We start from the raw sequence: 26,156 nt of genomic DNA on the forward strand, positions 1-26,156 counted from the left end.
GGCCATCCACGTCTTTCCTGCGTGGCAGGGACGGTCGAGGAAGTCGTGGATCCCCGGGCCAAGCCCGGGGATGACGTCCCGACATTAGCCACAGTCCGGCGCCGAGGGCTGACGGGCGTGGGCGAAGGCACGGCCCAGTGCCCTTAGAGGATGGGCGTGGCGCGGACGGCCTTGGGCCCGGAGAGGACCGACGCCACATCGCTGCTGGTCCTACTTCCGACGTTGACCGCTCACTCGCCGTCATGGCCGGGCTCGACCCGGCTATCCACGTCTTCGCTGCGTGGCACGGGGTGAAGGGGCTGGAGGGACAGGCGCCACATCGCTGCTGGCCCTGCTACCGGCGTTACCGCTCACTCACCGTCATGGCCGGGCTTGACCCGGCCATCCACGCCTCTCCCTGCGTGGCGGGGACGGTCGGGGAAGTCGTGGATCCCCGGGCCAAGCCCGGGGATGACGCCCCAGCATCGGCCACGTCCCCGACACCGAAGGTTGACGGGCGGAGGTACGGAGCTCCCCGGAGGCGACAGGCACCACGTCTCTGGTTGTCCTGCTTCCGACATTACCGCTCAAATACCGTCATGGCCCGGCTTGGCCCGGCCATCCACGTCTTCTCTGCGTGGCGCGGGCGGAGGGGAAGTCGTGGATCCCCGGGCCATGCCCGGGGATGACGTGCCTTCATCGTGGGGGGCGCGGCGAGCGTTTCGTGCGATCCGCACGGACCGGCCACGCGTCTCGGCCAGATCGGCCTCATCGGCCTGATCGTTCACCTGACTGCACTCATCGGTCACGCCGAAATCGCCCATTTTGGGCGAGATGCGCGCAGCCCGCGCGGTTCAGAAATCGCGCAGCAGGCGCTCCAGATAATCGAGCTCGAGGCGCGGCCGGTCGGGCTCGCCGAAGCGACGGCGCAGCTCCTCGAGCACGCGGCGGGCGCGCTGCATGTCCATCTCGTCCGGCACCTTGACCGTTGTATCGTCACCATAATCGCGCGAGCGCAGGGGCCGGCCGAGCGGGTCGGTGCGCTCGGCCTGCTGGCCCGAGGGCCCGCCAGGCTGCTCGCCGCCGGGGCCGCCTTCCTGCTGCTGCATCGCCTCGGCCATCTGCTGGGCGCCGCGGCGCAGCGCCTGCAAGGCTTCGCTCTGGGCGTCGACCGCGCCTGTGCCATCGCCCTGCCCCAGCGCCTGCTCCGCCTCCCGCATCGCCTGCTCGGCCTCGCCGAGCCCGCCATCGCCGGGCGTACCGCCTTGCCCTTGCTGGCCTTTTTGACCTTGCTGACCCTGTTGCCCCTGACCCTGCTGCCCCTCCTGGCCTTGCTCGCCCTGCTGGCCTTGCTGCCGCCCACGCTGGGCCTGCTGCATCCGCTCGCGGAGCTGGCGGAGCTGCTCGCGCAGCTGCTCCTGGTTCTGGCGCAGCTCGTTGAAGGACTGATCCTGCCCGTCCTTCTGGCCGGGCTGACCCTGCTGCCCCTGCTGGCCGTCCTCGCGCCCCTCGCGGAAGGTGCGGTCGCGCAGCTGCTGCTGGCGGCGGATCATGTCGCCGAGCTGATCCAGCGCCTGGGACATCTGGCTCTGCCCCTGCTGGCGGCGCTGCTGCTGCCGACCCGCCTGCAACCCATTGAGCATGTTCTGCAATTCGCTCAGCATCTGGCGGGCGGCGTCGCGGGCACCGTTGCGCGCCATGTCCTCGATGCGGTCGAGCATCTTCTGCAGATCCTGCGGACGGACCGTGCGGGTGTTGGGATCCATCGGCTGATTATTGTCGCCGCGCTGGGCGTTGCGCTGCGCCTCCTCGGCCAGCGCCTGCATGAACTTCTCCATCGCCTCGCGCAGTTCCTGCGTCAGGCGCTGGATTTCCTCGTCGCTGGCGCCGTTCTCCAGCGCGTTCTGCAAGGCCTGCTGCGCGTCGCGGAGCTGCTTCTCGACATCCGAGAGGTCGCCATCCTCGATCCGGACCGCGATGTCCCAGAGATAGTCGACAACCCCGCGCAGATCCTCGTCGCTGCGCGCATTGGCAAGCCGCCAATAGGCCGAGCGCAGGCCCATATATTGGGACGGATCGGGCGTGAAACGCTCCGGCGCGATGGCCAGTGCGTCAAGCGCCACCTGCACGCGCTCGCGCTGATTGGCGTCAAGCGCCAGCACCTGCCGCTGCTCGATCAGCGCGCGGGCGAGCGGATTGGCGAAGACGCGGGCGGGCAGGACGAAGCTGCGTGGCGACGAACGGCCCTCCTGACCCGCCTCATCACGCGCGGTGAGCACCATGGACACGCGCGTCCCGGCCCAGGGGCTCTCGGTGAGATCCTTGACGGTCTGGCCGGTGGCCGCTTTCCCGCGCGCGCCGCTGAGCGGCAGCGGGAAATCGGGCGCCTCGACAAGCGGACGAGCCGGGGGCTTCGGCGCGGCGTTCTTCAGCGCATGGAGCGGCGCGGGCGGCGGCAGCGGGGTGAACGTCGCCTGCGCGCTGACAATGCCGTAATCGTCCTGCGCCTTGTAGTTCAGCGCCAATGCCGTGCGCCCGGAGGCCTGCGGCTCCTTGGTGAGCTCGATCGTCGGCGGCTGGTCCGGCAGGGCCCGGAAATGCCAGGCGACGCTTCGCCCGTCCGGCCCTTCGATGCGCGCGGAGCCGTCGGCGGCGATGACAAAGCGGCGCTCTTCGCCGGGCGTGGCATTGGGGGCCGGCGGATTTGCCGGAGCGGGAGAGGCGCCACCCTCGGCGACGGGTTCGGGCTTGGGCGGCGCGAGGCCACCCGCCACCGACAGCGGAGCTTCCTTGAGGCCGGTGATGCGCACAACGAGTTCCGAGCCCGCCGGGACGGTGAGCGCGGTCGCCTCAAAATCCTGTGGCACACGGTCATCGGCCGCTGCGGCGGTCTGGGTCGGCTCCTGCGAGCGCAGGCCCGGCAGCATCACGGGCGGGCGGCCAGTATATCCAGGCGGCGTTACCCAGGCGTCGATCCGGTAAGGCGGTGGCGGGCTGAACACCGACCAGTCAAAGGCCGCACCCATGCGGCGCAAATGGTCGCCCGGCGCCATGAAGAAGGTCGCGACGACACCGAGAAGAACGAGCGCCCGCAACGCCTTGCGATCGACCGCCGCGAGGCGCGGCGAGGGAAGGCCGACGCGCAGGCTGCCGAGCTGGGCCGTCATGCGGGTGATGTGCGCGCGCCAGAGGGCGGCGGCCACCGGGTCGTCTGGGCGGGTCGCGAGATGGTCAGACAGCGCGGTCGCGGGCCGGTGCGGCAGGCGGCTCTCGCTGTCGAGCCGCGACAGCGCCTCGCCGGAACTCGGCGCGCGGATGCGCAGGGCGGGAATGAGAGCGACGACGAGAAGCGCAGCAAAGAGGGCGAGGCCGATCATCCGCCCATAGGGCGGAAGGGCCAGCCATAGGCCGAGCCAAGACACGATGAGGAACAACCCGACCGCCGCGCCGACGGCGACCATGGCCGGCCATACGCGCTCCCAGAGCAGGGCGGCCCAGGCGCGCTGCAGGGCGCTGGTCAGCTGCCGCTCCGCGGGCAGGGCACGCGTATAATTGGCCTCGGAACGAGCGTCCGCGCCCTTGTCCGACTGTCCTTCCGGTGTCGCCGTCACGCGATCGAACCTCCGACGCCTGCGCCCCACACCAGCCCCAACGTCACCTTAACATGAGGTCCGGCACGCGCCAGCCCTGCCGCGGAAACGGGCGGGCCCAAGACATCATCAGATCGTGAGCCCGGGAGGCGCCGGGAATATGGCGGGCCTGTTCAGGCCAGCCAGGCCGGCACGCGGTCGAGCGCGATGAGCTGCTCGACCTCGACGCGCGGGCGCACCACCGCGAAATCCCCGCCCTTCACCAGCACTTCCGGCACCAGCGCGCGCGTGTTGTAGGTCGAGGCCTGCACAGCGCCATAGGCGCCGGCGGTCATGACGGCGACGAGATCGCCTGCCCGGAGTGACGGCAGGCGCCGCCCGAGCGCCAGGAAATCGCCGGTTTCACACACCGGCCCGACGACATCCGCCACCATCGAGCTACCGTCGGACGACGCTTCGCGGATGGGCAAAATTTCGTGATGAGCGTCGTACAGCGTCGGCCGGATCAGATCGTTCATCGCGGCATCGACGATGACGAAGTGCTTGCCCGCGCCTTCCTTCACATAGATCACGCGCGTGACCAGGATGCCGGCATTCGCCACCAGCATCCGGCCAACCTCGAAGACGAGGCCAAGTCCGAGATTATGCGTGTGGCGCTTCACCAACGCGGCATAGGCGGAGGGCAGCGGCGGCTCGGCCTCGCCGGCCACATAAGGCACGCCCAGCCCGCCGCCGAGATCGAGATGGGTCAGCCGGTGGCCATCCGCCATCAGGTCGCGGGCCAGCTCGGCCAGCAGTGCCGTGGCGTTGTCGAAGGGTTCGAGATCGGTGATCTGGCTGCCGATATGCATGTCGACGCCAGTGATGCGCAGGCCCGGCAGCGCGCTCGCATGGGCATAGACCTCGCGGGCGCGCGACACCGGGATGCCGAACTTGTTCTCCGACTTGCCGGTCGAGATCTTGGCGTGGGTCTTGGCGTCGACATCCGGGTTGACGCGGATCGAGATCGGCGCGGCGACGCCATGACTCACCGCGACCTCGGACAGCGTCAGCAGCTCCGGCTCGCTCTCCACATTGAAGCACATGATGCCGGCATCGAGCGCCGCCGCCATCTCCTCACGCGTCTTGCCGACGCCGGAGAACACGATCTTGTGCGGATCGACGCCCGCCGCCAGCGCGCGCTTGAGCTCGCCGCCCGAGACGATGTCCGCGCCGGCGCCGAGCTTGGCGAGGGTGCGGATAACCGCTTGGTTGGAATTGGCCTTCAGCGCGTAGCAGAGCGTGGTGCGCGTATCGGCGAAGGCCTGCGTGAACACCCGGTGGTGCCGCTCCAGCGTCGCCGTGGAATAGACATAGAAGGGCGTGCCGACGTCCCGCGCGATGTCGAGAAGGTTGGCGTCCTCCGCATGGAGAACACCGTCGCGATAGGCGAAATGATGCATCGTTTTGGCTCGGGAGCGCGGGGTCGGGCGCGAGATCGGCGCAGAAAGGCGGTCGGCTCAGAGAAGCGGGTCGAGGATGAACGGTTTGTTCGGCTTCACCGGGCCGGTGTCCTTCGGCATCTTGCCATCCGGGCCGGGCTGGCCGAGCGCGGAATCCGGCGGCGGCTCCAGCGGCCCTCGCACGCCGCAGCCCGCGAGCGCCAGGGCTCCCCCCATCAGAACGGCGATACCGGCAACGCGGAGAAAAGAGCGTGGACGAGACAAGGGCGACCTCGGTTCGGCAGGAAACGGCGTGGGTAGCGAACAGCGGCGCAACCTATAACGCAGTGCCGCGAAAGGCGAGAAAGGAGACGGTCAGTCTGGCAATTTAGCAAGATCCGCTTCGATGACGCTATAAGTCGTCTTAACGTCTAGCTTCTGGTCTGTATTCCGCCGAACTATCTCCTCAATCAGCAAATTGGCAAATGCGGCACCAGACCCCAAGACCACCCAAAGCGGGATCGCGACCGCAGTACCGAGGGCGGCCAAACCAGCATTTTGTCCTCCAAAGACCGCCAATCCGATGCCCGAGGCAGCAAACATAGCGCGTGCTGTTCGGCTACGTTGATCCCAACCCAGCTGCTTGGTCTTTCTGGCAGCCATCTTGACGGCTGGCCAAACAATCTCGCTCGCGAGGGTCAAGGAAAGAGCCGCCCAAGCCTTTTTCGTCCGAGAGACATCAGATCGCCCAACGTCAACAAGACCGACTGCCCATGAGTGGACAGCAACCCTTTCCTTAAAAGAGAGACCCTCAACCAAGTCGGCCACGAGCTTCCGGTGCGACTGACTTACCTGCAGTTCGTTTGCCATAACGCCTTATAGCAGGATGTCAGCATACACGCTGGAAACTAATGCCCGACTCACGCGTCGAAGGTCACGACCACCGGAACGTGATCGGAAGGCCGCTCCCAGCTGCGCGCCTCGCGCACCACGGTCATCGCGCGCGCAGACGGGGCGAGCGCGGGGGTCGCCCACACATGATCGAGCCGACGGCCGCGATTGGAGGCCTCCCAATCGGCGGCGCGGTAGCTCCACCACGTGTAGAGCTTCTCCTGCGGCGGGACGAAATTGCGCATCACGTCCACCCAGTTGCCCGCCCCCTGCAGGCGACCCAGCTTCTCGACCTCGATCGGCGTATGGCTGACCACGTCGAGGAGCTGCTTGTGGCTCCACACATCCGCTTCCAGCGGTGCGATGTTGAGATCGCCCACCAGCACCGAGCGGGCGTCCGGCGCCGTCGGGTGGAGCGCCTCCCAGGCGGTGGCCTCATCCAGAAAGGCGAGCTTGTGCCGGAACTTGTCGTTCACCTCCGGGTCGGGAATGTCGCCGCCCGCCGGAATGTAGAAATTGTGGATGGTCAGCGGCGCGGCAAGCCCCGCCTCAGCGCCCAGCACCACCGAGATGTGGCGGGCATCGCCCATGTCGCAGAAGCCCTGCCGGGTCACCGCCTGGAAGGGGCGCTTCGAGAGGATGGCGACGCCGTGATAGCCCTTCTGGCCGTGGATCGCCGCATGCGGGTAGCCGAACCGGGCCGCGTCCTTGAGCGGGAAGCGGTCATCCGGCGTCTTGGTCTCCTGCAGGCAGATGACATCCGGCTGGTGTTCGGCCGCAAGCTTGGCGACGAGCTCGATGCGCAGGCGCACCGAATTGATGTTCCAGGTAGCGATGGTCAGCGGCACGGGCGGGACGTCCTCGAATAAAGCGCGCGCGACCCTAGAGCATTTTGCGCGAAAGCGCCTGCCCTTCGCTCATCCAAAATGCCGGCTTCCAACAGTCCGAACGACGCTGCGTCGCGCGCCCGATGGCGCGTCTCGTCAATCGCGGTTGATGACGAACAACATCGGGTCGGGCCGCTCGCTGGTGTTGAGGTTCGAGACCGCCACCGTGGTGTCGTAGCCCTGCGGGTCCGTCACCGTCCACTGCTTGAGCTGCATGGTCTTGGCGTCGAACATGATCATCAGCCGGTACGTGCCCACCATTGGCTGCTTCTCCTCGATCACCACGGTCGCGAAGATGTCGTCCTGGTAGACGCCGGTGACATTGGCGTTGCGGGCGAGGTCAAAATTCTCCGCCAGCAGGAAGCGCAGCGGCGTGGCCGAGAGCGGGGTGATGTCCTGCGTCTTCAGCCGCTTGTCACGCACCGCGACGGAACGGCCATCGGCCACCAGCTCGATCGGGCTCGGCGCGGCGTATTCGAACAGCACGCGGCCGGGCTTCAGAATGTAGAACTCGCCCTCGCGCCGCGTCCCGTCCGGGTCCACCTGCACGAAATTGCCGCTCATCGCCCGGAAGCTGTTGAAGTAGTCGTTGATTCGCTGAACCGTGACGGCGGCGGCCTGCTGGCCGGCATTCGCCGACATCTGGATGTTCGGATCCTCCGCCGGCTTCGTTGCCGTCGCGGCGGGGGCGGCCGGCTTCTTCGCGGGCGCGAAGGGCGGAGCCGGCACCTGCGCGAGCGCGCTGCCGACGGTCAGCGCGGCAAGGAGGGAGGCGACGCTAAGCACGGTGAGATGGCGCATGATGCCTCGCTGCGGTCGCGCGGCGCGACGCGGTTGACGGTAGGTCGCAGGGTTAGAACCCCGCTGTGGCGATCCTGTGGCCCTGCCGCGGGGCGGGGCGCCCCGACGCCCGGTCAATAACTGTCGCCCTCGCCCGGTTCGATCAAGATCTCGCGCTTGCCGGCATGGTTGGACGGGCCGACAAGGCCCTCGCGCTCCATGCGCTCGACGAGGGAAGCGGCACGATTATACCCGATCTGCAGCCGGCGCTGGATGTAGGAGGTGGAGCACTTCTTGTCGCGCATCACCACCGCGACCGCCTGCGAGTAGAGGTCGCCGCCCTCCTCCGCCGCCATCCCCCCCTTGTCGAACACCGCACCATCCTCGCCCTCCTCGTCGGGGTCGGCGGTAACGGCATCGAGATAATCGGGCGCCCCCTGCGCCTTGAGGTGCTCGACGATGCGCTCGACTTCCTGGTCGGAGACGAAGGGCCCGTGGACGCGCGAGATACGCCCGCCGCCGGCCATGTAGAGCATGTCGCCTTGTCCCAGCAGCTGCTCGGCACCCATCTCGCCGAGAATGGTGCGGCTATCGATCTTCGAAGTCACCTGGAAGGAGATGCGGGTCGGGAAGTTCGCCTTGATGGTGCCGGTGATGACATCGACCGACGGGCGCTGGGTCGCCATGATCAGGTGGATACCGGCGGCACGGGCCATCTGGGCGAGGCGCTGGATCGCGCCTTCAATGTCCTTGCCAGCCACCATCATCAGATCCGCCATCTCGTCGACGACGATGACGATGTAGGGGATGGGCGAGAGGTCCATCTCCTCGCGCTCATAGATCGCCTCGCCGGTTTCGCGGTCGAAGCCGGTCTGGACGGTGCGGACGATCTGTTCACCCTTGGCGATGGCCTCGGCGACGCGGGCGTTGAAGCCGTCAATGTTGCGCACGCCGACCTTGGACATCTTCTTGTAGCGCTCCTCCATCTCGCGCACCGCCCATTTGAGGGCGACCACCGCCTTCTTGGGATCGGTGACGACGGGAGAGAGGAGGTGCGGGATACCGTCATAGACGGACAGTTCCAGCATTTTCGGGTCGATCATGATGAGGCGGCACTGCTCGGGCCGGTGGCGGTAGAGCAGCGACAGGATCATGGTGTTGATGGCGACCGACTTGCCCGAGCCGGTGGTGCCGGCGACCAAGAGATGCGGCATACGGGCGAGATCGACGATCACCGGCTCGCCACCAATGGTCTTGCCGAGCGCGATGGCGAGCTTGTGTGCGGCCTCGCCGAAATCCTTGGCGCCGACGATCTCGCGCAGCAAGACCTTGTCGCGCTTGGGGTTTGGCAGCTCGATGCCGATGGCGTTCTTGCCGGGGATCACCGCGACGCGGGCCGAGACGGCGCTCATGGAGCGGGCAATGTCGTCGGCGAGACCGATGACACGGCTCGATTTGATGCCGGGTGCCGGTTCCAGCTCGTACAATGTTACCACAGGACCGGGGCGCGCATTGACGATGGCGCCGCGCACGCCGAAATCCTCCAGCACGCCCTCGAGATCGCGGGCGTTCTGGTCGAGCATCTCGCGCGACAAAGCGGGCCCGCTGCGGGCGGCGGCGGGCGTCAAAAGATCAAGCGGGGGAAGCATATAGCGCCGGCGCTGTTCCTCCAGCGCGGCACGCCCGCCTCGGATCGAGCGCAGCGGCGGGCGGCGACCAGGAGCTGCCGCTGGCGCAGCGATGGGAGCGGGTGGCGTCTCGAAAGGCTCGTCATCCAGCGGCCCGAGATCGCTGGCAAAGCCCGCCGTATCAATGCCCGGCAGTTCGACGCGGTCGTGGAAATTTGGCTCGAGCCGCGCGGAGGGTCGGTAATTTTCTACCTCCTCCGCGCCGATGCCCAGCAGGCGCGCGAGCAAGTTGCGCTTGGGGCGCTCGCGGGTAGACCGGCGGTTGCGGCTGGAGAACCGGGCCCTCAGATTGAGGAACCCATGGGTTGCCATGCCGATCAGGAAGGCCAGCCGGCCGGGCTCGTCATCCTCGAACTCGTTCGATTCGTTATAGTCGTCAGATACTTGCGCCGAACGCAGGCCCATGCCGAGGGCGATGGGCAGGGTCAGCACCATGCCGAACAGGCAGAGCGCGCCGACCACGGCATAGTCGAAGGTGCCGAGCCAGTTGGAGCGCAGCGCATCGGGGATGGCGAGCACGCCCTCGCCCAGCACGCCGCCGAGCCCGATCGGCAGCGGCCAGGCCCCGAAACGGGGCAGGCAACCGGCGAAGCCGCTGGCGAAGACCAGGCCGGCAATCCAGCAAAAGAAGCGAGGACGCAAGCGGTTAGGCCGCCGGTGCGTGAGGGAGAGCCACCCCCAGATACCGATCGGCAGAACAAAGGCGAGGGCGGCCAGACCGAAGAGCTGGATGATGAGATCGGCCATCACGGCGCCGGGCAGGCCTAGCAGATTGGCCGGCGCGGCGGCGCTGGAACGGCTCAGACTCGGGTCGTCGGCGGACCAGCTAATGAGTGCAGTGAGGAGGACGATCGCGCCAATCAGGAGCGTCAGACCGATCAGTTCCTCGGCCCGGCGACCCAGGACACCCTTCACCTCCTCGGGCAGGAAACCGCCGACTTTCTGCCGGCGGCGGGGCGCGCGCGTGGGCGCCGCCGGCGGAGCGGAGGCCGCGCCGCCACCGCCCTTGCGGGGGGCGCGGGCGGCGCGAGGCGCCTCCGGTTCGAGGCGCGGCGCCCGCATCGTCGTCTGTGTCCGGCCCATGCTCTCGCCCGCCCTTTCGATGGCCCGTCAGCCCAGCCCGGCGAGAAGGCGCGCGAGCGCCGCCTCGGTCGTGGCGAGGTCGTGAACGAGCGCGATGCGCAGATAGGTCTCGCCCGGGTTGCGCCCGTCCGCCTCGCTGCGGCACAGATAGCCGCCGGGCACGGTGCGCAGCCCCTCCCGCTGCCAGAGCCGGCGGCAGGCCGCCTCGCCGCCCCCGAGCTCGGCCACGTCGAGCCAGAGGAAGAAGCCGCCATCGGGCCGCTGATAGCCGAAGCGTCCGGCGAGCAGCCGGTCGGCCACGTCGAATTTGGCGGCGTAGAGGGCGCGGCTGGCGCTCACATGCGCCTCGTCCGCCAGCGCGGCGATGCCGACATGCTGCAGGGGCTCGGGCACCTGCGGCGCCGCCACATTGCGGAAATCGCCGAAGGCTTCCAGGAAGCGGCCATCACCGGCGCAGAAGCCGAGCCGCAGCCCGGGCAGGCTGGAGCGCTTCGACAGCGAATTGAAGGCGACGACGCCGGCATAATCGGGTCCGGCGACCTCAAGGATGCCGGTCGGCGGCGCCTCGCCCAGCCAGATCTCCGAATAACACTCGTCGGCGAAGACCATCACCTCGTGCCGGCGGCACAGCGCGACCAGCCGCTCCAGATAGGCACGCGGGGCGATGGTGCCCTGCGGGTTGGCGGGCGAGGCGAAATAGATGGCGATGGCGCGGTCGAGCACAGCGGGGTCGAGCGCGTCGAGATCGGGCAGCCAGCCCCCGCCCGGCGGCAGCGGCAGCGAGACGCTCTCGCAGCCGGCGGCCTCGGCGCCCGCGCCATAGGCGGCGTAGAACGGGTTGGGCAACAGCACCACTGGGGCGGCGTCGGCAAGCTGTGCCTGCTTGCGCGGCGAGGCGAGGCGGCGCGCCATCAGGGCGGCGAAGAACAGGCCCTCGCGCGACCCGTTGAGCACCAGCACCTCACGCTCGGCATCGAGCGGACGCGGCAGCGTGTAACGACGGGCGAACCAGTCGGCGGCCGCGCGGCGGAACTCGGGCAGGCCCTTGCCGGCGGGGTAGCGGCCGAAACCGTCGAGATGGCGGGCGAGCACCTCGCCGACGAAACCGGGCATGGCGTGGCGCGGCTCGCCGACGGCAAGGCTGAGCGGCGTCTTGCCGGGCGTGATGTCGGCCAGCAATTCGTTGAGGCGGATGAAGGGCGAGCGCGCGGTCGGGCCGGCATCGCTCGCCGGGGAGGCGCCAGCCGGCGACGAGGCCGCCGGTGAATCGGCAGCCGAGGGAGAGGGGTGGCGGGCGTCGCCATGGCGCACAGGGTCGGTCACGAAACGGTTCCGGCACGCCCGCGGAATGCGGGGTCTTCCCGTCAGGATAGCGCGCCCGCGGTAAAGGCGTTCTTAACCATGCGCATGGATTTGGCCGGGGATGCGGCACGCGACGCGCCGATCCAACGAAAAACCCCGGCGCGTGAGCGCCGGGGTTCGAGCCGCGTGAGAAGCGGGAGGCGCCCGGCGCGGGAGCGCCGGAGCCCGATCAGCTGTGATAGGCGCGCTCGCCGTGATCGACGATGTCGAGACCCTCGCGCTCCTTCTCCACCGACGGACGCAGGCCGACGATGATGTTGACGATCCAGAACAGGATCGCGGAGCCGACGCCCGACCACACCAGCGTGACCAGCACGCCCTTGATCTGCGCCGTGACCTGGGTGGCCATGTCGTAGGGAGCAACCGCGCCGGCGACGTAGTCATAGATGCCGGTGCCGCCGAGGGCGGGGCTGACCAGGATGCCGGTGCCGATGGCGCCGACGATGCCGCCCACGCCATGGACGCCGAACACGTCGAGGCTGTCGTCATAGCCCAGCGCGTTCTTCACCGTGGTGCAGAAGAAGAAGCAGATGATGCCGGTGACGAAGCCGAGCACGATGGAGCCCATCGGGCCGGCGAAGCCCGCCGCCGGGGTGACGGCCACGAGGCCGGCGACGACGCCCGAGGCGAGACCGAGCAGGCTCGGCTTGCCCTTGGCCAGCCACTCGACCAGCGCCCAGCCCAGAGCCGCCGCGGCCGGAGCCACGAAGGTGTTGAGCACGGCGAGGACGGTGAGCGGGGCGGCTTCGAGGTTGGAGCCGGCGTTGAAGCCGAACCAGCCGACCCACAGAAGGGCGGTGCCGACCAGCGCGAAGGGCAGCGAGTGGGGAGGCATCAGCTCCTTGCCGTAGCCGGTGCGCTTGCCGATGATCAGGGCGCCGACGAGACCGGCAATACCCGCATTGATGTGAACGACGGTGCCGCCGGCGAAGTCGATGGCGCCGAAGGAGAAGATCAGGCCGGTATCGGCGAGGATGGCGTCGAGGGCGGCCTGCGCGGCCTCCTTGGCGGCCGGATCGGTCGCGGCGGCAACAGCCTTGGCAGCGGCATCAATCGCATCCGGGCCGGCCCAGTACCAAACCATGTGGGCCATCGGGAAGTAGATCAAGGTCACCCAGAGCGGGATGAACAGCACGATGGCCGAGAACTTGATGCGCTCGGCGAAGGCGCCAATGATCAGCGCCGGGGTGATGGCGGCGAAGGTCAGCTGGAAGACGACGAACACCAGCTCGGGGATCGCCACGCCGACCGAGAAGGTCGCGCCGAGCGATTCCAGCGTCACGCCGTGCAGGAAGGCCTTGGAGAAGCCGCCGATGAAGGACGAGCCGCCGGTGAAGGCGAGGCTGTAGCCATAGGCGAACCAGATGATCGTGACGATGCAGACCGAATAGAAGACCTGCGCGATCACCGAGAGGAAGTTCTTGGCGCGCACCAGGCCGCCATAGAACAGGGCGAGGCCGGGAACGGCCATCATCAGCACGAGGATGGTGCTAAGCAGCATCCAGGTCGTATCGGCCTTGTTGATGGTCGGCGCCGCCGGCGCCGCGGCAACCGCCGCGTCCTGGGCGAAAGCGGCGGCCGAAGCCAGCGCCGTCACCGCCAGCGCGGGAAGACCCGCGCTCATCCACTTCTTCGTCGTCATGGGTTCAATGCTCCGTCGCAATCGGAAAAGATCGGGATCAATGGCGCTGGCTCAGAGCGCGTCGGCGTCGGTCTCGCCGGTGCGGATGCGAACGGCCTGGTCGATCGCGTAGACGAAGATCTTTCCGTCGCCGATCTGGCCGGTCTTCGCCGAGGTGGTGATGGCGTCGATGACCTTGGACACGTTCTCCGAGGCCACGGCGACCTCGATCTTGAGCTTCGGAAGGAAGCTCACCGCATATTCGGCGCCACGGTAGATTTCGGTGTGGCCCTTCTGGCGGCCATATCCCTTCACTTCCGTGACGGTCAGTCCGTGCACACCGATACCAGTGAGCGCATCCCGGACTTCCTCAAGCTTGAAAGGCTTGATGATAGCCATGACGATCTTCATGGTTCCTGTCCCCGCTTGGCCCCGGACCCATGCACATCAGGTCCCGGGCGTTTCATGTCGGACTCGGCCAGGCGGGCTTACTCCCGACCCTTTCGGTCAATCCGGGGAGAGGGAATCAATTCGCGTGCCAACCGAGGCAGGACAACCCTTTGATGCCTTGCGAGGGGCGTGCGGAGGCCGCGCAGGCAGGGGCGGCGCCCCGATTCAGCCCGGCATGGGCGGTGCCACGGTGCACAATTCTTGATCGGCGGCGATTCATGCCCTAAGGCGGCGCCCAGAAATTGACACACGGCGCCGCATTTTTAGGCAGAGCGCGTCAGCCGGCCTGACCAACCGGGCGGATAAGCCCTTCCTGCGCCACGGAAGCGATGAGCCGCCCGGCCCGGTCGTAGATCAATCCGCGCGCCAATCCCCGCGCGCCGGAGGCGCTCGGGCTGTCCTGGACATAGAGCAGCCAGCCATCGGCGCGGAACGGGCGGTGCAGCCACAAGGCGTGGTCGAGGCTGGCGGCCTGGATGCCCGCGCCCAGCACGCTGGTGCCGTGAACGACGGTGGTGGCCTCGAGCAGCGTCATGTCGGTGGCATAGGCCAGCACGGCCCGGTGCAGCGCCGGATCGTCCGGCAGCGCCTGCGCGGCGCGGAACCAAACCATGCGGCGCGGCACGCTGCGCCGCTCGCCAAGGCCGATGGGCTTGAGCTCGATCGGGCGCGGGCGCAACCAATAGGCGCGCACCGGCTCCGGCAGGCCAGCCAGCACGCTTTCGGGAAGGTCGTGAATGCCGGGCACGCCCTCCGGCCCCGGCACCTCGCCCTCGAGATCGAGCTGATGGTCGAGGCCGGGCTCCTCGCGGTGGAACGACACCGACATGATGAAGATCGGCCGCCCGTGCTGGATCGCCACGGTGCGCCGTGTGGCGAAGGAGCGCCCGTCGCGCACGCGCTCGACCTCGTAGAGGATCGGCGCCGCCGGATCGCCGGCCAGCAGAAAATAGGCGTGCAGCGAATGGGCCGCGAGGTCGACCGTGCGCTGGGCGGCGACCAGCGCCTGCGCCAGAACCTGCCCGCCAAACACCCGCGTGCGGAACGGCCAGGATTCCGGCGGGTTGCTGCCGCGGAACAGATTGACCTCAAGGGTTTCGAGATCGAGCAGGTCGACGAGTTCGGCAGTGCTGGACCCGGTGGGGCCGGAAGCGGGCGACGTGGCGTCGGACGGACTCATGGCGGCGGCTCCGGCTGTGGCGGCGGAGGGACAAGCGGTGGCGCATTGTCCCCTCCCCGTAGCTAAGGCATAGGAGGGGCGGCGCACAATGCACCGCGCATGGGGCCATCGGCGGCACCGGTCCGGGCTCCGGGCTCCTGCGTAGTGAAGCGTGGGGCGCGGGGCGGTAGAACCGGTTGCATCGGCCGGGATGATGGCGCGAAGGAGAAGGACCATGGAGCAGACGCAGGCTTACGACGCGGTGATCGCCGGCGGCGGGCTCGCCGGGCTCACCCTCGCCCTCGCGCTGCGCCAGGGGCTGGGCGACAGCGCCCGGCTCGCCGTTGTCGACCCGGTGTTCGCCCGCGCACAGGTGAAGAGCAGCGACATGCGCGCCTCCGCCTTCGCCGCCGGGGCGCGGCGCCTGTTCGAGACTCTGGGCGTGTGGGAGGCAATCGCCGGGCAGGCGCAGCCCATGCTCGCCATGGAGATCACCGATTCCAAGCTCACCGACGCGGCGCGTCCGGTGTTCCTGTCCTTCGACGGCGAGGTCGCGCCGGGCGAGCCCTTCGCCCATATGGTGCCGAACGCGGTGCTGCAGGACGCCATGACCGAGCTCGCCCGCGCGCGCGGTATCGCCCTCATCCCCGCCGGCATCGCCGCCTATGCGGCGCGGCCGGGCGCGGTGGATGTGACGCTGTCGGACGGCGCGGGCGCCCGCGCGGCGCTGCTCGCCGCCTGCGATGGCGGGCGCTCGAAGCTCCGGGCCATGGCCGGCATCGGCGTGGTCGGCTGGTCCTACAAGCAGTCGGCCATCGTGCTGACGGTCGGCCATGAGCGCCCGCATGAGGGCAAGGCGATCGAGCATTTCCTGCCGGCCGGCCCCTTCGCCATCCTGCCGCTCACCGGCAACCGCTCCTCCATCGTCTGGACCGAGACCACCGAGACCGCGCAGAGCCTGCTGCGCCTGCCGCGCATCCTGCTGCTCGACGAGCTGGAGCGGCGCTTCGGGCTGGAATGGGGCGCGCTGGAGATCCTTGACGAGCCCAAGGCCTTCCCGCTCGGCTTCCAGATGGCGCGGCACTTCGTCGCCGAGCGCCTCGCGCTGGTGGGCGACGCCGCGCACACCATCCACCCCATCGCCGGGCAGGGCATCAATATGGGCTTGCGCGACGTCGCCGCCCTCGCCGAGACGGTGACGGACGCCGCGCGGCTCGGCCTCGATATTGGCGGACCGGACGTGCTGGAGCGCTACCAGCGCTGGCGGCGTTTCGACACGCTGACCATGGGCGTGGCGACCGACGGGCTGAACCGGCTGTTCGGCCAGCGCAACGACATTGCCCGGCTGGTGCGCGATGTCGGGCTGGGCGTGGTCGAGCGCCTGCCGCGGCTGAAGGACTTCTTCATCCGCGACGCCGCCGGCATTGTCGGCCAGGCCCCGCGTCTGCTGCGCGGCGAAGCGCTCTGAAGGCAGGGCGAAGCGCGGGGGCCGCTCAGGCGCCCCAGCGGCGCTCGGCTTCGTCCTCGGTCAGCGAGCGGGCCTCGTCCGCCAGCATGATCGGGATGCCATCGCGGATCGGGTAGGCGAGGCGCGCCGGCCGGGAGATCAGCTCGCGCGACTCGCGGTCATAATCCAGCGGCGCCTTGGTGACCGGGCACACCAGGATCTCCAGAAGCTTGGGATCGAGCTCATAGCCGGCGCGGCCGGTCGGCTGGAGGTCGGTATCGGCCATGGATGTTCTCCCCGTGTCGGTTCGGCGTGCGGGACGCCTCAACTGCGCTATATAACGCAGCCGGCTGACATTCTCACGTCACCCGCCGCTCACCTCACCCGCGCCACCCTCCTTGCCCTGCCCTTCCGCGAGCCGCCATGGACACGTCCCCGCTCGATCTCGTCTTTGAGCCGCGCCTGCATGGCGAGACGGTGCAGCAATGGGTGTTCCGCCGGCTGCGCCGCTCGGTGATGAGCGGGCGCTTCCCGCCCGGCCAGGCGGTGACGATCCGTGGCCTCGCCGAGGCGCTAGGCGTCTCCGCCATGCCGGTGCGCGAGGCGCTGCGCCGGCTGGTGGCCGAGCGGGCGCTGGTGCTGCTCGACAATCGCCGGGTGCGCGTGCCGGAAATGACCGCCCGCCGCTTCGAGGAACTGGTGGCGACCCGCACGTTGCTGGAATGCGAGGCGGCCGCGCGCGCCGTGCCCGTGGCGGACAAGATCTTCATGCGCCGCCTGCACGCGCTCAACCGGGATTCCGACGCGGCGGTCGAGGCGAACGACGTCGAGGCGATGATCGAGACCAACCTCGCCTTCCACGGCGCGCTTTATGGCGGGCGGCCGGACAATGTTCTGCTGCCGCTGATCGAATCGGTGTGGCTGCAGATCGGCCCGTTCATGCGCCTCGCGCTGGAGGATCTGGAGACGCATTACCCGGTCGACCGCCACGTGCAGGCACTGACCGCGCTGGAGGCGAAGGACGAGGCCGAGCTACGCCGGGCCATCGAGGCCGACATCCGCGACGGCATCGGCCATCTCATGGCGCGGCTGGGGTAGAGCCCTCGTCATCCCGGCCGAGCGCAGCGAGAGCCGGGATCGCTCCCAATTCGTGAAGCGATCCCGGATCGGCCTTTCGGCCGTCCGGGATGACAGCCTTCAGAACTCTCAGCCCGTCGCCTTCAGCTTCGGGTTGCCGCGGCGCTCCTCGGCATAGAGCCGGGCGGCAGCGCCGAAGGCGGTGAAGACGCCGGTGGAGAGCTTGTCCTCCCAGAAGCGCCATTCCGGGTGCCACTGGATGGCGAGGTTGAAGCCCGGCGTATTGGGCACGCGGAACGCCTCGATGGTGCCGTCCGGCGCCTTGGCCTCGACATCGAGACCGGGCGCCAGCGTCGCAACGCCCTGGCCGTGCAGCGAGTTCACCCGCCATGTCTCCGCGCCGGCCAGACCCGCCAGCAGGCCGCCGGGGGTGAGCGCGACATCGTGCACCGGCGCGTACTGGCCGTTCAGGTCCAGGGTGGAATCCTCGCGATGGTCAAAGCGGCCTTCCTGCTCATAGAGCTTCTGGAACAGCGTGCCGCCGAACGCGACATTCATCTCCTGAAAGCCCCGGCACACGCCGAACAGCGGCACGCCGCGCTTCAGCGCCGCGGTGATGAGCGGCAGCGAGATGTCGTCGCGGTGGGGATCGGCCGGCAGCGGCGGATCGTGCGGGCGGTCGCCATAATGATGCGGGCCGACATTGGACGGGCTGCCCGGCAGGAAGATGCCGTCGACGAGATCGAGGATCTCCTCGATCACCACGCGCTCGGGCGCCATGGCGGCGTCGACCGCCGAAATGGTGCCGGGAATGAGCACCGGCATGGCCTGCGCGCCGCGCGCGACCGCGTAGATGTACTTTTCCGTGACCCCGTGCGTGACCTGACCATTGATGGTCTTCACGTCGCTGATCACGCCGATGACTGGACGCATGATGCTCGATCCTGACTTACCGACCTCGTGCCGGCGGCGCGGGCTTTGCCCTGCCGTCCCCCGATGTGGGATCGGCGCACCGCGCCTGTCAACCGGCAGCCGCAGGTCGAGCCATGCAATCGGCGCCGTTCTGGTAAGGAGCCGGCCCAGCGCAGCGGGCCGCGGCACAGTGGGCGTGCGGTTCCCCTTGCCGGCCGGGCGTCGGCGGCTCTAGAAGCGGGGCACGCACCCCGCCGGAAGCTGCCATGACCGAACCTCTGACCGCCGCACCGCTGACCGCCGCCGACCTGTTCGCCCGCCTCGCCGATCTCGGCATCGCCACGCGCACGGTGGAGCATCCCCCGCTCTACACGGTGGAGGATTCGCAGGCGCTGCGCGGCGACATTGCCGGCGGGCACACCAAGAACCTGTTCCTGAAGGACAAGAAGGGCAATCTCTTCCTCGTCGTGGTGGAGGAGGAGGCGCGGGTCGACCTCAAGAGCCTGCACGGCCCGCTCGGCGCGGCGAGCCGGCTCTCCTTCGGCAGCGCAGAGCTGCTGGAAGAGGTGCTGGGCGTGAAGCCCGGCGCGGTGACCGCTTTCGGCCCGGTGAACGATACGGCCGGCCGCGTCACCGTCGTGCTCGATGCCGCGCTGATGGAGCACGCCGAGATCAACTGCCACCCGCTGATCAACACCGCCACGACGACCATCGCGCGCGAGGATCTGGTGCGCTTCCTGCGCGCCACCGGCCATGAGCCGCTCATCCTCGCCGTGCCGCGCCGGGCGGAGGAGGCCGAGGGCGACCCGGCCTGATCGCGCCTCTCGAAACGGTTGCATTCATGCACCGACCAACCATGTTAGAGCGGCGCCGGAACCCGCGCTGAGCCGGCGACAAGGATTGCGAGGACGACACCCATGCTGCTGAACCAGCCCGCCAACCCGGCCGAGAACGGGGCCACGCCGGCCGGCGACGATGTCGTGATCGATGTCACGACCCGGAGCTTCATGAAGGACGTGGTCGAGGAATCCCGCACCCGCCCGGTGCTGGTCGATTTCTGGGCGCCTTGGTGCGGGCCGTGCCGCCAGCTCACCCCGATCATCGAGAAGGTGGTGCGTGCGGCCAAGGGCAAGGTGCGCCTCGCCAAGATGAACACGGACGAGCACCCCGCCGTCGCCCAGCAGCTCGGCATCCAGTCGCTGCCCACCGTCTATGCCTTCGTCAACGGCCAGCCGGTCGATGGCTTCATGGGGGCGCAGCCGGAAACCCAGATCAAGGCGCTGGTCGACCGTCTCGTGCAGGGCGCGGGCGGCGGCGACATCGCCGACGTGCTGGCCTCCGCCGAGGCGGCGCTGGCGGAGGGCGACCTCGTCGGCGCGGCCGAGATCTTCGCCGCCGTGCTGGCCGAGGAGCCCGCCAACCTCAAGGCGCTCGCCGGCCTCGCCAAGACCCAGCTCACCGCTGGCAATCTCGATCAGGCCAAGGCGACGCTGGCGCTGGCGCCCGAGACCGCCGCCAATGATTCGGGCCTTGCCGCCGTGCGCGCCGCCATCGAGCTGGAAGAGGCTGCCGCCGCGCTCGGCGATGTGCGTGAGCTGGAAGCCAAGGTCGCGGCCAATCCGCTCGACCATCAGGCCCGCTTCGACCTCGCCGTGGCGCTGAACGCGCGTGGCAAGCGCGAGGAAGCGGCCGACCACCTGCTCTCCATTGTCCGCAAGGACCGGACCTGGAACGACGACGGCGCGCGCAAGCAGCTGGTGCAGTTCTTCGAGGCCTGGGGCCCGACGGACGAGCACACCATTGCCGGGCGCCGGCGCCTCTCCTCGATCCTGTTCGCCTGATCCTTCCACACCCGCTTCAAGGAGCCCCGATGGCGATCAACAAGCCTTATGGCGGCCCCGAGGAGCTGCCGCGCATCATCCCGCTCTTTCCGCTGGAAGGGGCGCTGCTGCTGCCGCGCTGCCAGCTTCCGCTCAACATCTTCGAGCCGCGCTATGTGGCCATGGTGGACGCGGCGCTGGCGGGAAGCCGGCTGATCGGCATGATCCAGCCCGCTTTTGACCCGACCGGCCGGCCGATGGCCGGCGGGGCGGCGCTCGCCAGCATTGGCTGCGTCGGCCGCATCACCGAGATCGCCGAGAGCGGCGACGGGCGCTACATCCTCAACCTCTCCGGCATCGCGCGCTTCCGCCTGCTGGCGGAGATCGAGGCGGACACTCCGTTCCGCCAGGGCGAGGTGGATTTCGCCACCTTCGCCGACGATTTCAAGCCGGGTGCCGGGGGCGACGCGGTGGATCGCGGCGCGCTGCTGCGCACGCTCGCCGAGTATCTCGACGCCAACCAGCTCGAGGCCGACTGGGAGAGCATCAAGGACGCGCCGAACGAGGCGCTGGTGAACGCGCTCGCCATGATGTCGCCCTTCGGCCCGCGCGAGAAGCAGGCCCTTCTGGAGGCGGCGACGCTCGCCAATCGGGCGGAGATGCTGATCGCCGTCACCCAGATGGCGATGGCCCGCACCGCCGGCGGCGACGGCGACAACTCGCTTCAGTAATCCGATCAAGATGCCCCCGGCGCGCACGGCGCCGGGAGACCTGCCTTACCTCACTCCGCCGCCATGGGTGGGCGCGGCATGACATGCACCGTCGGCAGCGCCGCTGGGGTCGCGTGCTCATCAGGCTCGTCGCGCGCGCCGACGAAGCGGCCAAACACCCGGCCAAAGACATGGCCGAGATCGTCCATCAGCGTGAACACGGCCGGCACGAAGACCAGCGACAGCGCGGTCGAGGCCAGCAGACCGCCGATCACCGCGATCGCCATGGGCGAGCGGAAAGAGCCGCCCTCCCCGAGCCCGAGCGCCGAAGGCACCATGCCCGCCGCCATGGCGATGGTGGTCATGACGATGGGCTGGGCGCGCTTGCGGCCCGCCTCGATCAGCGCCGTGGTGCGGTCCGTGCCCGAATGGACGGCCTCAATGGCGAAATCGACCAGCAGAATGGCGTTCTTGGTCACGATGCCCATCAGCATGAGGAAGCCGATGACCACAGGCAGCGTCATCGCGTTGCCGGTGATGAGCAGAGCGATGAAGGCGCCGCCCACCGAAAGCGGCAGGGCAATGAGGATGGTGATCGGCTGGAGCACATTGGCGAAGAGCAGCACCAGCACCGCCAGCACCATCATCACGCCGGCGCCCATGGCGGTGGCAAAGCCGCCGAACACCTCGCCCATGATCTCCGCGTCACCGCTCTCCTTGAGCGTGACGCCCGCCGGCAGGTTCTTCGCCGCCGGCAGGGCGTAGACCTCCGCCAGCGCCTCGCCGAGCTGCGTCGTGCCGGCAAGGTCGCCCTCGATGGCGACGCGGCGGGCGCGGTCATAACGGTCGAGGCTGGTCGGGCCGGTGCCGAAGGAGATGTCGGCCACCGCCGAGAGCGGCACAGAGGCGCCGGCGGCGGTACGCACCTTCAGCGTCTCGAAGGTCGAGAGGTCCGCCCGCGCCGCCTCGTCGAGCTGCACGCGGATCGGCACCTGCCGGTCGCCGGCGGAGAATTTGGCGAGGTTCTGCGACACGTCGCCAATGGTGGCGATGCGCACGGTCTGCGCGATGTCGGCGACGGAGACGCCGAGCTCGGCGGCCTCGGCAAGCTTCGGCATCACCCGCAGCTCCGGCCGGTCCAGCGCCGCCGTGCTGACGACATTGGTCAGGCCCTTCACATCGGCGCGGATCTCGCGCTCCAGCTCTAGCGCTGCCTTCTCCACCGCCGCGCCATCCGAGCCGGAGACGATGACGGTGAATTCGCGCTGGCCGGGCCCGGCGCCGCCGGAGGAACCGAAGCTGAAGCGCAGATCCGGGATGCGGGCGATTTTGGCCTGCATCTGCGTCTCGAACTGCTTCTGCGTCAGCTTCCGGTCGGCGCGCGGCACGAGATTGATGATGAGCGTCGCCTTGCGCACCTCGCCCGAACCGTTGGCCGGCCCGTCGGTGGAGCCGGAGCCGGCCGTGGCGAAGACGCTGGTCACCTCGGGCTGCGCCTTCATCTCGTCGGAGATCTCGTCCACCACCTGCTGCGTCGAGGCGAGCGTCGCGCCGGGCGGCAATTCGACCGACAGAACCGAGCGCGACACGTCGGAATTGGGGATGAAGCCCGAGGGCAGCAGGGTGGAGAGCCACATCGAGCCGATGAACAGCAGGATGCCCGCCGCCACGGTGACGAAGCGGTGGCGGATGGAGGCGTGCAGCAGGCGGACGTAACCGCGCATCAGCGCGCTGTCCGGCTTCTCCCGGTGGCCGGTGTCGCGCATGAAATAAGCCGCGAGCATCGGGGTGAGCAGGCGCGCCACCAGAAGCGAGAACAGCACGGCGACCGCGACGGTGATGCCGAACTGGCGGAAATACTGGCCGGCAATGCCGCCCATGAAGCTGACGGGCAGGAACACCGCGACGATGGTGAGCGTGGTCGCCACCACGGCGAGGCCGATCTCGTCCGCCGCCTCGATGGAGGCGCGATAGGCGGATTTGCCCATGCGCATATGGCGCACGATGTTCTCGATCTCGACGATGGCGTCGTCGACGAGAATGCCGGTGACCAGCGTCACCGCGAGCAGGCTCACCCCGTTCAGCGAGAAGCCGAGCAGGTCCATCACCCAGAAGGTCGGCAGGATGGAGAGCGGGATGGCGAGCGCCGAGACGATGGTGGCACGCCAGTCGCGCAGGAACAGCATGACCACGATGATGGCGAGGATGGCGCCCTCGATCAGCGTGTGCATGGCCGATTCATAATCCGCCTGCGTGTACTTCACGGTGGAGTCGATGAGGGTGATGCGCACGTCAGGATGCGCCGCCTCGAGCTTCTTCAGGTCTTCCGCCACGCGGTCGGCGACAACGACGTCGGAGAAGCCCTTGGCGCGGTAGATGCCGAAGGCGACCACCGGCTTGCCGTCCAGCCGGGCGAAGATGCGCGGCTCGGCCGCGCCATCGGTGACGGTGCCGAGATCGGCGAGGCGCACATGCCGCCCGCCAGGCAGGGAAATACGGGTCTGGGCCAGTTCCTCGACCGTGGTGGCCCCGCCCAGCGTGCGGACGGACTGCTCCTGCGTGCCGATCTCGCCGCGGCCGCCGGCAAGGTCCACATTGGTGGCGGCAAGCTGGCGGTTCACGTCGGCGGCGGTGACGCCGAGCGCGGCCAGCCGGTCGGGGTCGAGCGAGATTCGGATCTCGCGGTCGACGCCTCCCTCGCGCTTCACCTGCGCCACGCCGCGCACGCCCTGAAGCGCGCGAATGACCGTGTCATCGACGAACCAGGAGAGTTCCTCGGGCGTCATGGACGGGGCGGAGGCGGCATAGGTGACAATGGCCATGCCCTCGACATCAATGCGCTGGATCAGCGGCTCCTCGATGTCCTGCGGCAGGTCGGAGCGGATATTGGTCACCGCGTCGCGCACGTCGTTCACCGCGCGGTCGACCTGCGTCTCCAGCTGGAACTCCACCGTGGTGATGGACGAGCCTTCGGTGATGGAGGAGGTGATGTGCTTCACCCCCTGCACGCCGGCGACCGCCGTTTCGACGCGCTTGGTGACCTGCGTTTCCAGCTCGCTCGGCGCGGCGCCCGGCTGGGTGACCACCACCGAGACAATGGGAACGTCGATATTCGGCATGCGCGTGATCGGCAGCCGGTCGAAGGTGAACAGGCCGATCGCGGTCAGCACCACGAACAGGACGATGGAGGGGACCGGCTTGCGGATCGCCCAGGCGGAGATGTTCAGCGCCATCACGAACTTCCCTTAGCCGCCGTGGCGAGCGGCACCGGCGTGACCAGATCGCCGTCGCGCAGGAAGCCGCCGGCGCGGGCGACCACGCTCTCGCCTTCCTTCACGCCATCGAGGATTTCGACATAGCCGTCGCCCTTGAGGCCGGTCTTGACCTTGCGCAGGCTGACCGTGCCGTTCTCGACCACCTGGATCTGCGCGCCCTCGGGGCCGAACTGCACGGCCGATTGCGGCAAGGCGAGGCCCTCATGGCGGGCGAGTTCAATCAGGCCGCGCCCATAGGCACCCGGCCGCAGCCGCTCGTCAAAAGGCAGCGCCACGGCGACGCGGGCAAGGCGCGTGGCGTTGTCGACCTTGGCGCCGACAAGGCGCACCTTGCCCTCCAGCGGGGCCGTGAAGCCGGCCGGCGTCACGGCGACGGGCAGGCCGACGCGCACGCGCGGCAGGGCGGATTCCGGCACCTCGGCATCGAGGTCGATGGCCCCGTCCTTCACGATGCGGAACAGCGGTTCGGTATTGGCGGAGAGCACGATGGCGCCGATGCGCGCGGCGCGGGAGGAGACGATGCCGGCCTCCGGCGCCTTGATGTCGGTGCGGGCAAGGCGCACCGCGAGCTCGTCGCGATTGGCGGCGATCTGCGCGACATCAGCCTCGGCGGCAACGACGGCTTCCTCATTGGCGGTGACCTGCGCGGCGGCGACCTTGGCCGCGCGCTCGCGCTGGTCCAGCACCTCCTGCGAAGTGGCGCCGGTCTTGATGAGGGTGCGCGCACGCTCCACCGCCGCATCCGCCTCGGTCTGCTGGGCGAGGGCCTGCTGAAGCTGCGCCTTCTGCTGGGCGATGGCGGCGCGGGCGCGGGCGGCATTGGCCGCGTTCTGCGCCAACAGCGTCTCCAGCGTGTCGCGCGAAAGGCGGGCAAGAACCTGCCCCTTCTCCACCCGATCGCCTTCCTCGACGAGGATGTCCTCGATCCGCAGCCCGTCGATCTCCGGCCCGACCATGATCTCCTCGCGGGCGACCAGCGTGCCGGTGACGGACAACGTCTCGACGACCTCGCGGGACGCGACGGGGACGACGGAGATGGTGATGCCGGCGACCTTGGCGGGTTCGGGCGTCACGATTTCGGCCTGCGCCGGCTCGCTGATGCCCAGCCCGGCGGCGACGCGGTCGCGGAAGGCATAGCCGGCGACGCCGACCACCACCGCGGTCATGGTGAGGGCGAGCGCGACGCGCCCGCTGACAGAGGATCGTTCGGCAGTCATGGGGTCTCATCCATGGCGAGTGTCGGCACGGCGCGCGGCGCGAGCATACGGCCAATCAATTGGGCAATTCCGGGCATCATACGGTCGAGCGGCGCGTCGGGATCGAAGCGGTTGCGCAGCACGAGTCCATCGCCAATGGCTCCGAGCAGCAGCATGACCGTGTCGGCATCAAGGTCGGGATCGACCTCGCCCTTGGCCTGCGCCGCGCGGAAGCAGCGCAGAATGGCCTCGTTCATCTCGGTCTCGACCGCATCAAAGGTCGGCTTGAGCGCGGGATTGCGCGCGGTCTCGGCATAGATTTCCGGGCCGAGTTCGAGGCAGACCGCCGGCGCCTCGCGGGAGAACAGCGCCGCGCCCATGCGGGCAATGCCCTCCACGAAGCTTGGGGCGGTTTCCAGCACGTCGATCAGCGTGGCCCGGGCCGCGCTCTCCTCCTCGATGATGGCGAGGATGATGGATTCCTTGGACGGGAAATAGCGGTAGAGCCCGCCGGGGCTCATCGCGGCCTCGGCGCAGATCTGCTGCATCGAGGTGCCGTGGAAGCCGGAGCGGGTGAAGCAGATGATGGCGGCATCGAGCACGCGCCGGCGCGGGTCCGGCCGACGGGCAGACGCCGACTTTGCAGACGCTGGCTTGGCAGAGACCGGCTCGGAGGGGGCCGGCTTGGCGGGGGCAACGGGAGGCGTGGCCCGTGGGAGCCTGACCCGAGACGGCTTGGCGGACGGGGCCCGGACAGGGGCTGCGGTCATGCAAGTATCCGATCAAGAGCGAACGTTCGTTCGCATCT

At 68.9% G+C, this 26,156-nt stretch carries 21 protein-coding genes; 5 read left to right on the plus strand and 16 right to left on the minus strand.

What is annotated here, in order from left to right; all coding sequences use genetic code 11:
* Window positions 1–833 precede the first annotated feature (833 nt).
* The 11 genes from AncyloWKF20_RS14625 to AncyloWKF20_RS14675 form a co-directional block, all read right to left on the minus strand.
* Window positions 834–3,590, minus strand: a complete 2,757-nt coding sequence (locus tag AncyloWKF20_RS14625; RefSeq protein ID WP_279314756.1) for a TIGR02302 family protein — start codon at window positions 3,588–3,590, stop codon at window positions 834–836.
* 152 nt (window positions 3,591–3,742) lie between these two features.
* The gene (gene lysA, locus AncyloWKF20_RS14630; RefSeq protein ID WP_279314757.1) at window positions 3,743–5,011 is read right to left on the minus strand and encodes a diaminopimelate decarboxylase; all 1,269 of its coding nucleotides are present in this window, start codon (window positions 5,009–5,011) and stop codon (window positions 3,743–3,745) included.
* Between the two features lie 57 nt (window positions 5,012–5,068).
* Window positions 5,069–5,326: a lipoprotein gene (locus AncyloWKF20_RS14635; protein ID WP_347710377.1), complete on the minus strand. Its 258-nt coding sequence runs from the start codon at window positions 5,324–5,326 to the stop codon at window positions 5,069–5,071.
* 39 nt (window positions 5,327–5,365) lie between these two features.
* The gene (locus tag AncyloWKF20_RS14640) at window positions 5,366–5,860 is read right to left on the minus strand and encodes a hypothetical protein (RefSeq protein ID WP_279314759.1); all 495 of its coding nucleotides are present in this window, start codon (window positions 5,858–5,860) and stop codon (window positions 5,366–5,368) included.
* Window positions 5,861–5,910: 50 nt separating this feature from the next.
* Window positions 5,911–6,729, minus strand: a complete 819-nt coding sequence (locus AncyloWKF20_RS14645) for an exodeoxyribonuclease III (protein WP_279314760.1) — start codon at window positions 6,727–6,729, stop codon at window positions 5,911–5,913.
* Window positions 6,730–6,864: 135 nt separating this feature from the next.
* A complete protein-coding gene (locus AncyloWKF20_RS14650) occupies window positions 6,865–7,569 on the minus strand; it encodes an outer-membrane lipoprotein carrier protein LolA (protein WP_279314761.1) in 705 nt (234 codons plus the stop codon).
* 113 nt (window positions 7,570–7,682) lie between these two features.
* Window positions 7,683–10,298 (minus strand): DNA translocase FtsK, encoded by a 2,616-nt coding sequence (locus tag AncyloWKF20_RS14655; RefSeq protein ID WP_279314762.1) that lies wholly within the window; start codon window positions 10,296–10,298, stop codon window positions 7,683–7,685.
* A gap of 48 nt (window positions 10,299–10,346) precedes the next feature.
* Window positions 10,347–11,630, minus strand: a complete 1,284-nt coding sequence (locus tag AncyloWKF20_RS14660; protein WP_279317982.1) for an aminotransferase class I/II-fold pyridoxal phosphate-dependent enzyme — start codon at window positions 11,628–11,630, stop codon at window positions 10,347–10,349.
* Between the two features lie 220 nt (window positions 11,631–11,850).
* Window positions 11,851–13,323 carry an ammonium transporter gene (locus AncyloWKF20_RS14665; RefSeq protein ID WP_279314763.1) on the minus strand — a complete coding sequence of 491 codons (1,473 nt, stop codon included), beginning with the start codon at window positions 13,321–13,323 and terminating at the stop codon, window positions 11,851–11,853.
* Window positions 13,324–13,374: 51 nt separating this feature from the next.
* Entirely contained in the window at window positions 13,375–13,713 is a 339-nt protein-coding gene (locus AncyloWKF20_RS14670) for a P-II family nitrogen regulator (RefSeq protein ID WP_267584729.1), read from the minus strand.
* Between the two features lie 316 nt (window positions 13,714–14,029).
* On the minus strand, window positions 14,030–14,932 hold the full coding sequence (locus AncyloWKF20_RS14675) for an acyl-CoA thioesterase II (RefSeq protein ID WP_279314764.1): 903 nt from the start codon (window positions 14,930–14,932) through the stop codon (window positions 14,030–14,032).
* A 214-nt stretch (window positions 14,933–15,146) separates the two neighbouring features.
* Between AncyloWKF20_RS14675 and AncyloWKF20_RS14680 the strand changes: the two genes are divergently transcribed.
* The gene (locus AncyloWKF20_RS14680; protein WP_279314765.1) at window positions 15,147–16,379 is read left to right on the plus strand and encodes a ubiquinone biosynthesis hydroxylase; all 1,233 of its coding nucleotides are present in this window, start codon (window positions 15,147–15,149) and stop codon (window positions 16,377–16,379) included.
* A gap of 25 nt (window positions 16,380–16,404) precedes the next feature.
* Here AncyloWKF20_RS14680 and AncyloWKF20_RS14685 read toward each other — a convergent pair whose 3' ends face one another.
* Window positions 16,405–16,644, minus strand: a complete 240-nt coding sequence (locus AncyloWKF20_RS14685; protein ID WP_267584726.1) for a Trm112 family protein — start codon at window positions 16,642–16,644, stop codon at window positions 16,405–16,407.
* Between the two features lie 137 nt (window positions 16,645–16,781).
* Here AncyloWKF20_RS14685 and AncyloWKF20_RS14690 point away from each other — a divergent pair, with 137 nt between their 5' ends.
* Window positions 16,782–17,456 (plus strand): GntR family transcriptional regulator, encoded by a 675-nt coding sequence (locus AncyloWKF20_RS14690; RefSeq protein WP_279314766.1) that lies wholly within the window; start codon window positions 16,782–16,784, stop codon window positions 17,454–17,456.
* A 108-nt stretch (window positions 17,457–17,564) separates the two neighbouring features.
* On the opposite strand, the gene AncyloWKF20_RS14695 is transcribed toward AncyloWKF20_RS14690, so the two are convergent.
* Window positions 17,565–18,368, minus strand: a complete 804-nt coding sequence (locus AncyloWKF20_RS14695) for a gamma-glutamyl-gamma-aminobutyrate hydrolase family protein (protein ID WP_279314767.1) — start codon at window positions 18,366–18,368, stop codon at window positions 17,565–17,567.
* Between the two features lie 245 nt (window positions 18,369–18,613).
* On the opposite strand from AncyloWKF20_RS14695, the gene AncyloWKF20_RS14700 reads away from it, so the two are divergent.
* The 3 genes from AncyloWKF20_RS14700 (at window position 18,614) to AncyloWKF20_RS14710 (ending at window position 20,898) form a co-directional block, all read left to right on the plus strand.
* Window positions 18,614–19,162 (plus strand): prolyl-tRNA synthetase associated domain-containing protein, encoded by a 549-nt coding sequence (locus AncyloWKF20_RS14700; protein WP_279314768.1) that lies wholly within the window; start codon window positions 18,614–18,616, stop codon window positions 19,160–19,162.
* 102 nt (window positions 19,163–19,264) lie between these two features.
* Window positions 19,265–20,188, plus strand: coding sequence for a thioredoxin (gene trxA / locus AncyloWKF20_RS14705; RefSeq protein WP_279314769.1), 924 nt, complete (start codon window positions 19,265–19,267; stop codon window positions 20,186–20,188).
* Window positions 20,189–20,217: 29 nt separating this feature from the next.
* Window positions 20,218–20,898 (plus strand): LON peptidase substrate-binding domain-containing protein, encoded by a 681-nt coding sequence (locus tag AncyloWKF20_RS14710; RefSeq protein ID WP_279314770.1) that lies wholly within the window; start codon window positions 20,218–20,220, stop codon window positions 20,896–20,898.
* A 50-nt stretch (window positions 20,899–20,948) separates the two neighbouring features.
* Here the strand turns inward: AncyloWKF20_RS14710 and AncyloWKF20_RS14715 are convergent, their stop codons facing one another.
* The 3 genes from AncyloWKF20_RS14715 to AncyloWKF20_RS14725 are packed head-to-tail and all read right to left on the minus strand — an operon-like array spanning window position 20,949 to window position 25,950.
* Complete coding sequence (locus AncyloWKF20_RS14715; RefSeq protein ID WP_279314771.1) at window positions 20,949–24,110, minus strand: efflux RND transporter permease subunit; 3,162 nt, start codon at window positions 24,108–24,110, stop codon at window positions 20,949–20,951.
* Window positions 24,110–25,369, minus strand: a complete 1,260-nt coding sequence (locus tag AncyloWKF20_RS14720) for an efflux RND transporter periplasmic adaptor subunit (RefSeq protein ID WP_279314772.1) — start codon at window positions 25,367–25,369, stop codon at window positions 24,110–24,112. Before AncyloWKF20_RS14720 ends, AncyloWKF20_RS14715 begins: the two co-directional genes overlap by 1 nt.
* A complete protein-coding gene (locus AncyloWKF20_RS14725) occupies window positions 25,366–25,950 on the minus strand; it encodes a TetR/AcrR family transcriptional regulator (RefSeq protein WP_279314773.1) in 585 nt (194 codons plus the stop codon). Before AncyloWKF20_RS14725 ends, AncyloWKF20_RS14720 begins: the two co-directional genes overlap by 4 nt.
* Between the last annotated feature and the right edge of the window lie 206 nt (window positions 25,951–26,156).

Source organism: Ancylobacter sp. WKF20 (assembly GCF_029760895.1).
In the GTDB taxonomy this organism is placed as follows: Bacteria; Pseudomonadota; Alphaproteobacteria; order Rhizobiales; family Xanthobacteraceae; genus Ancylobacter.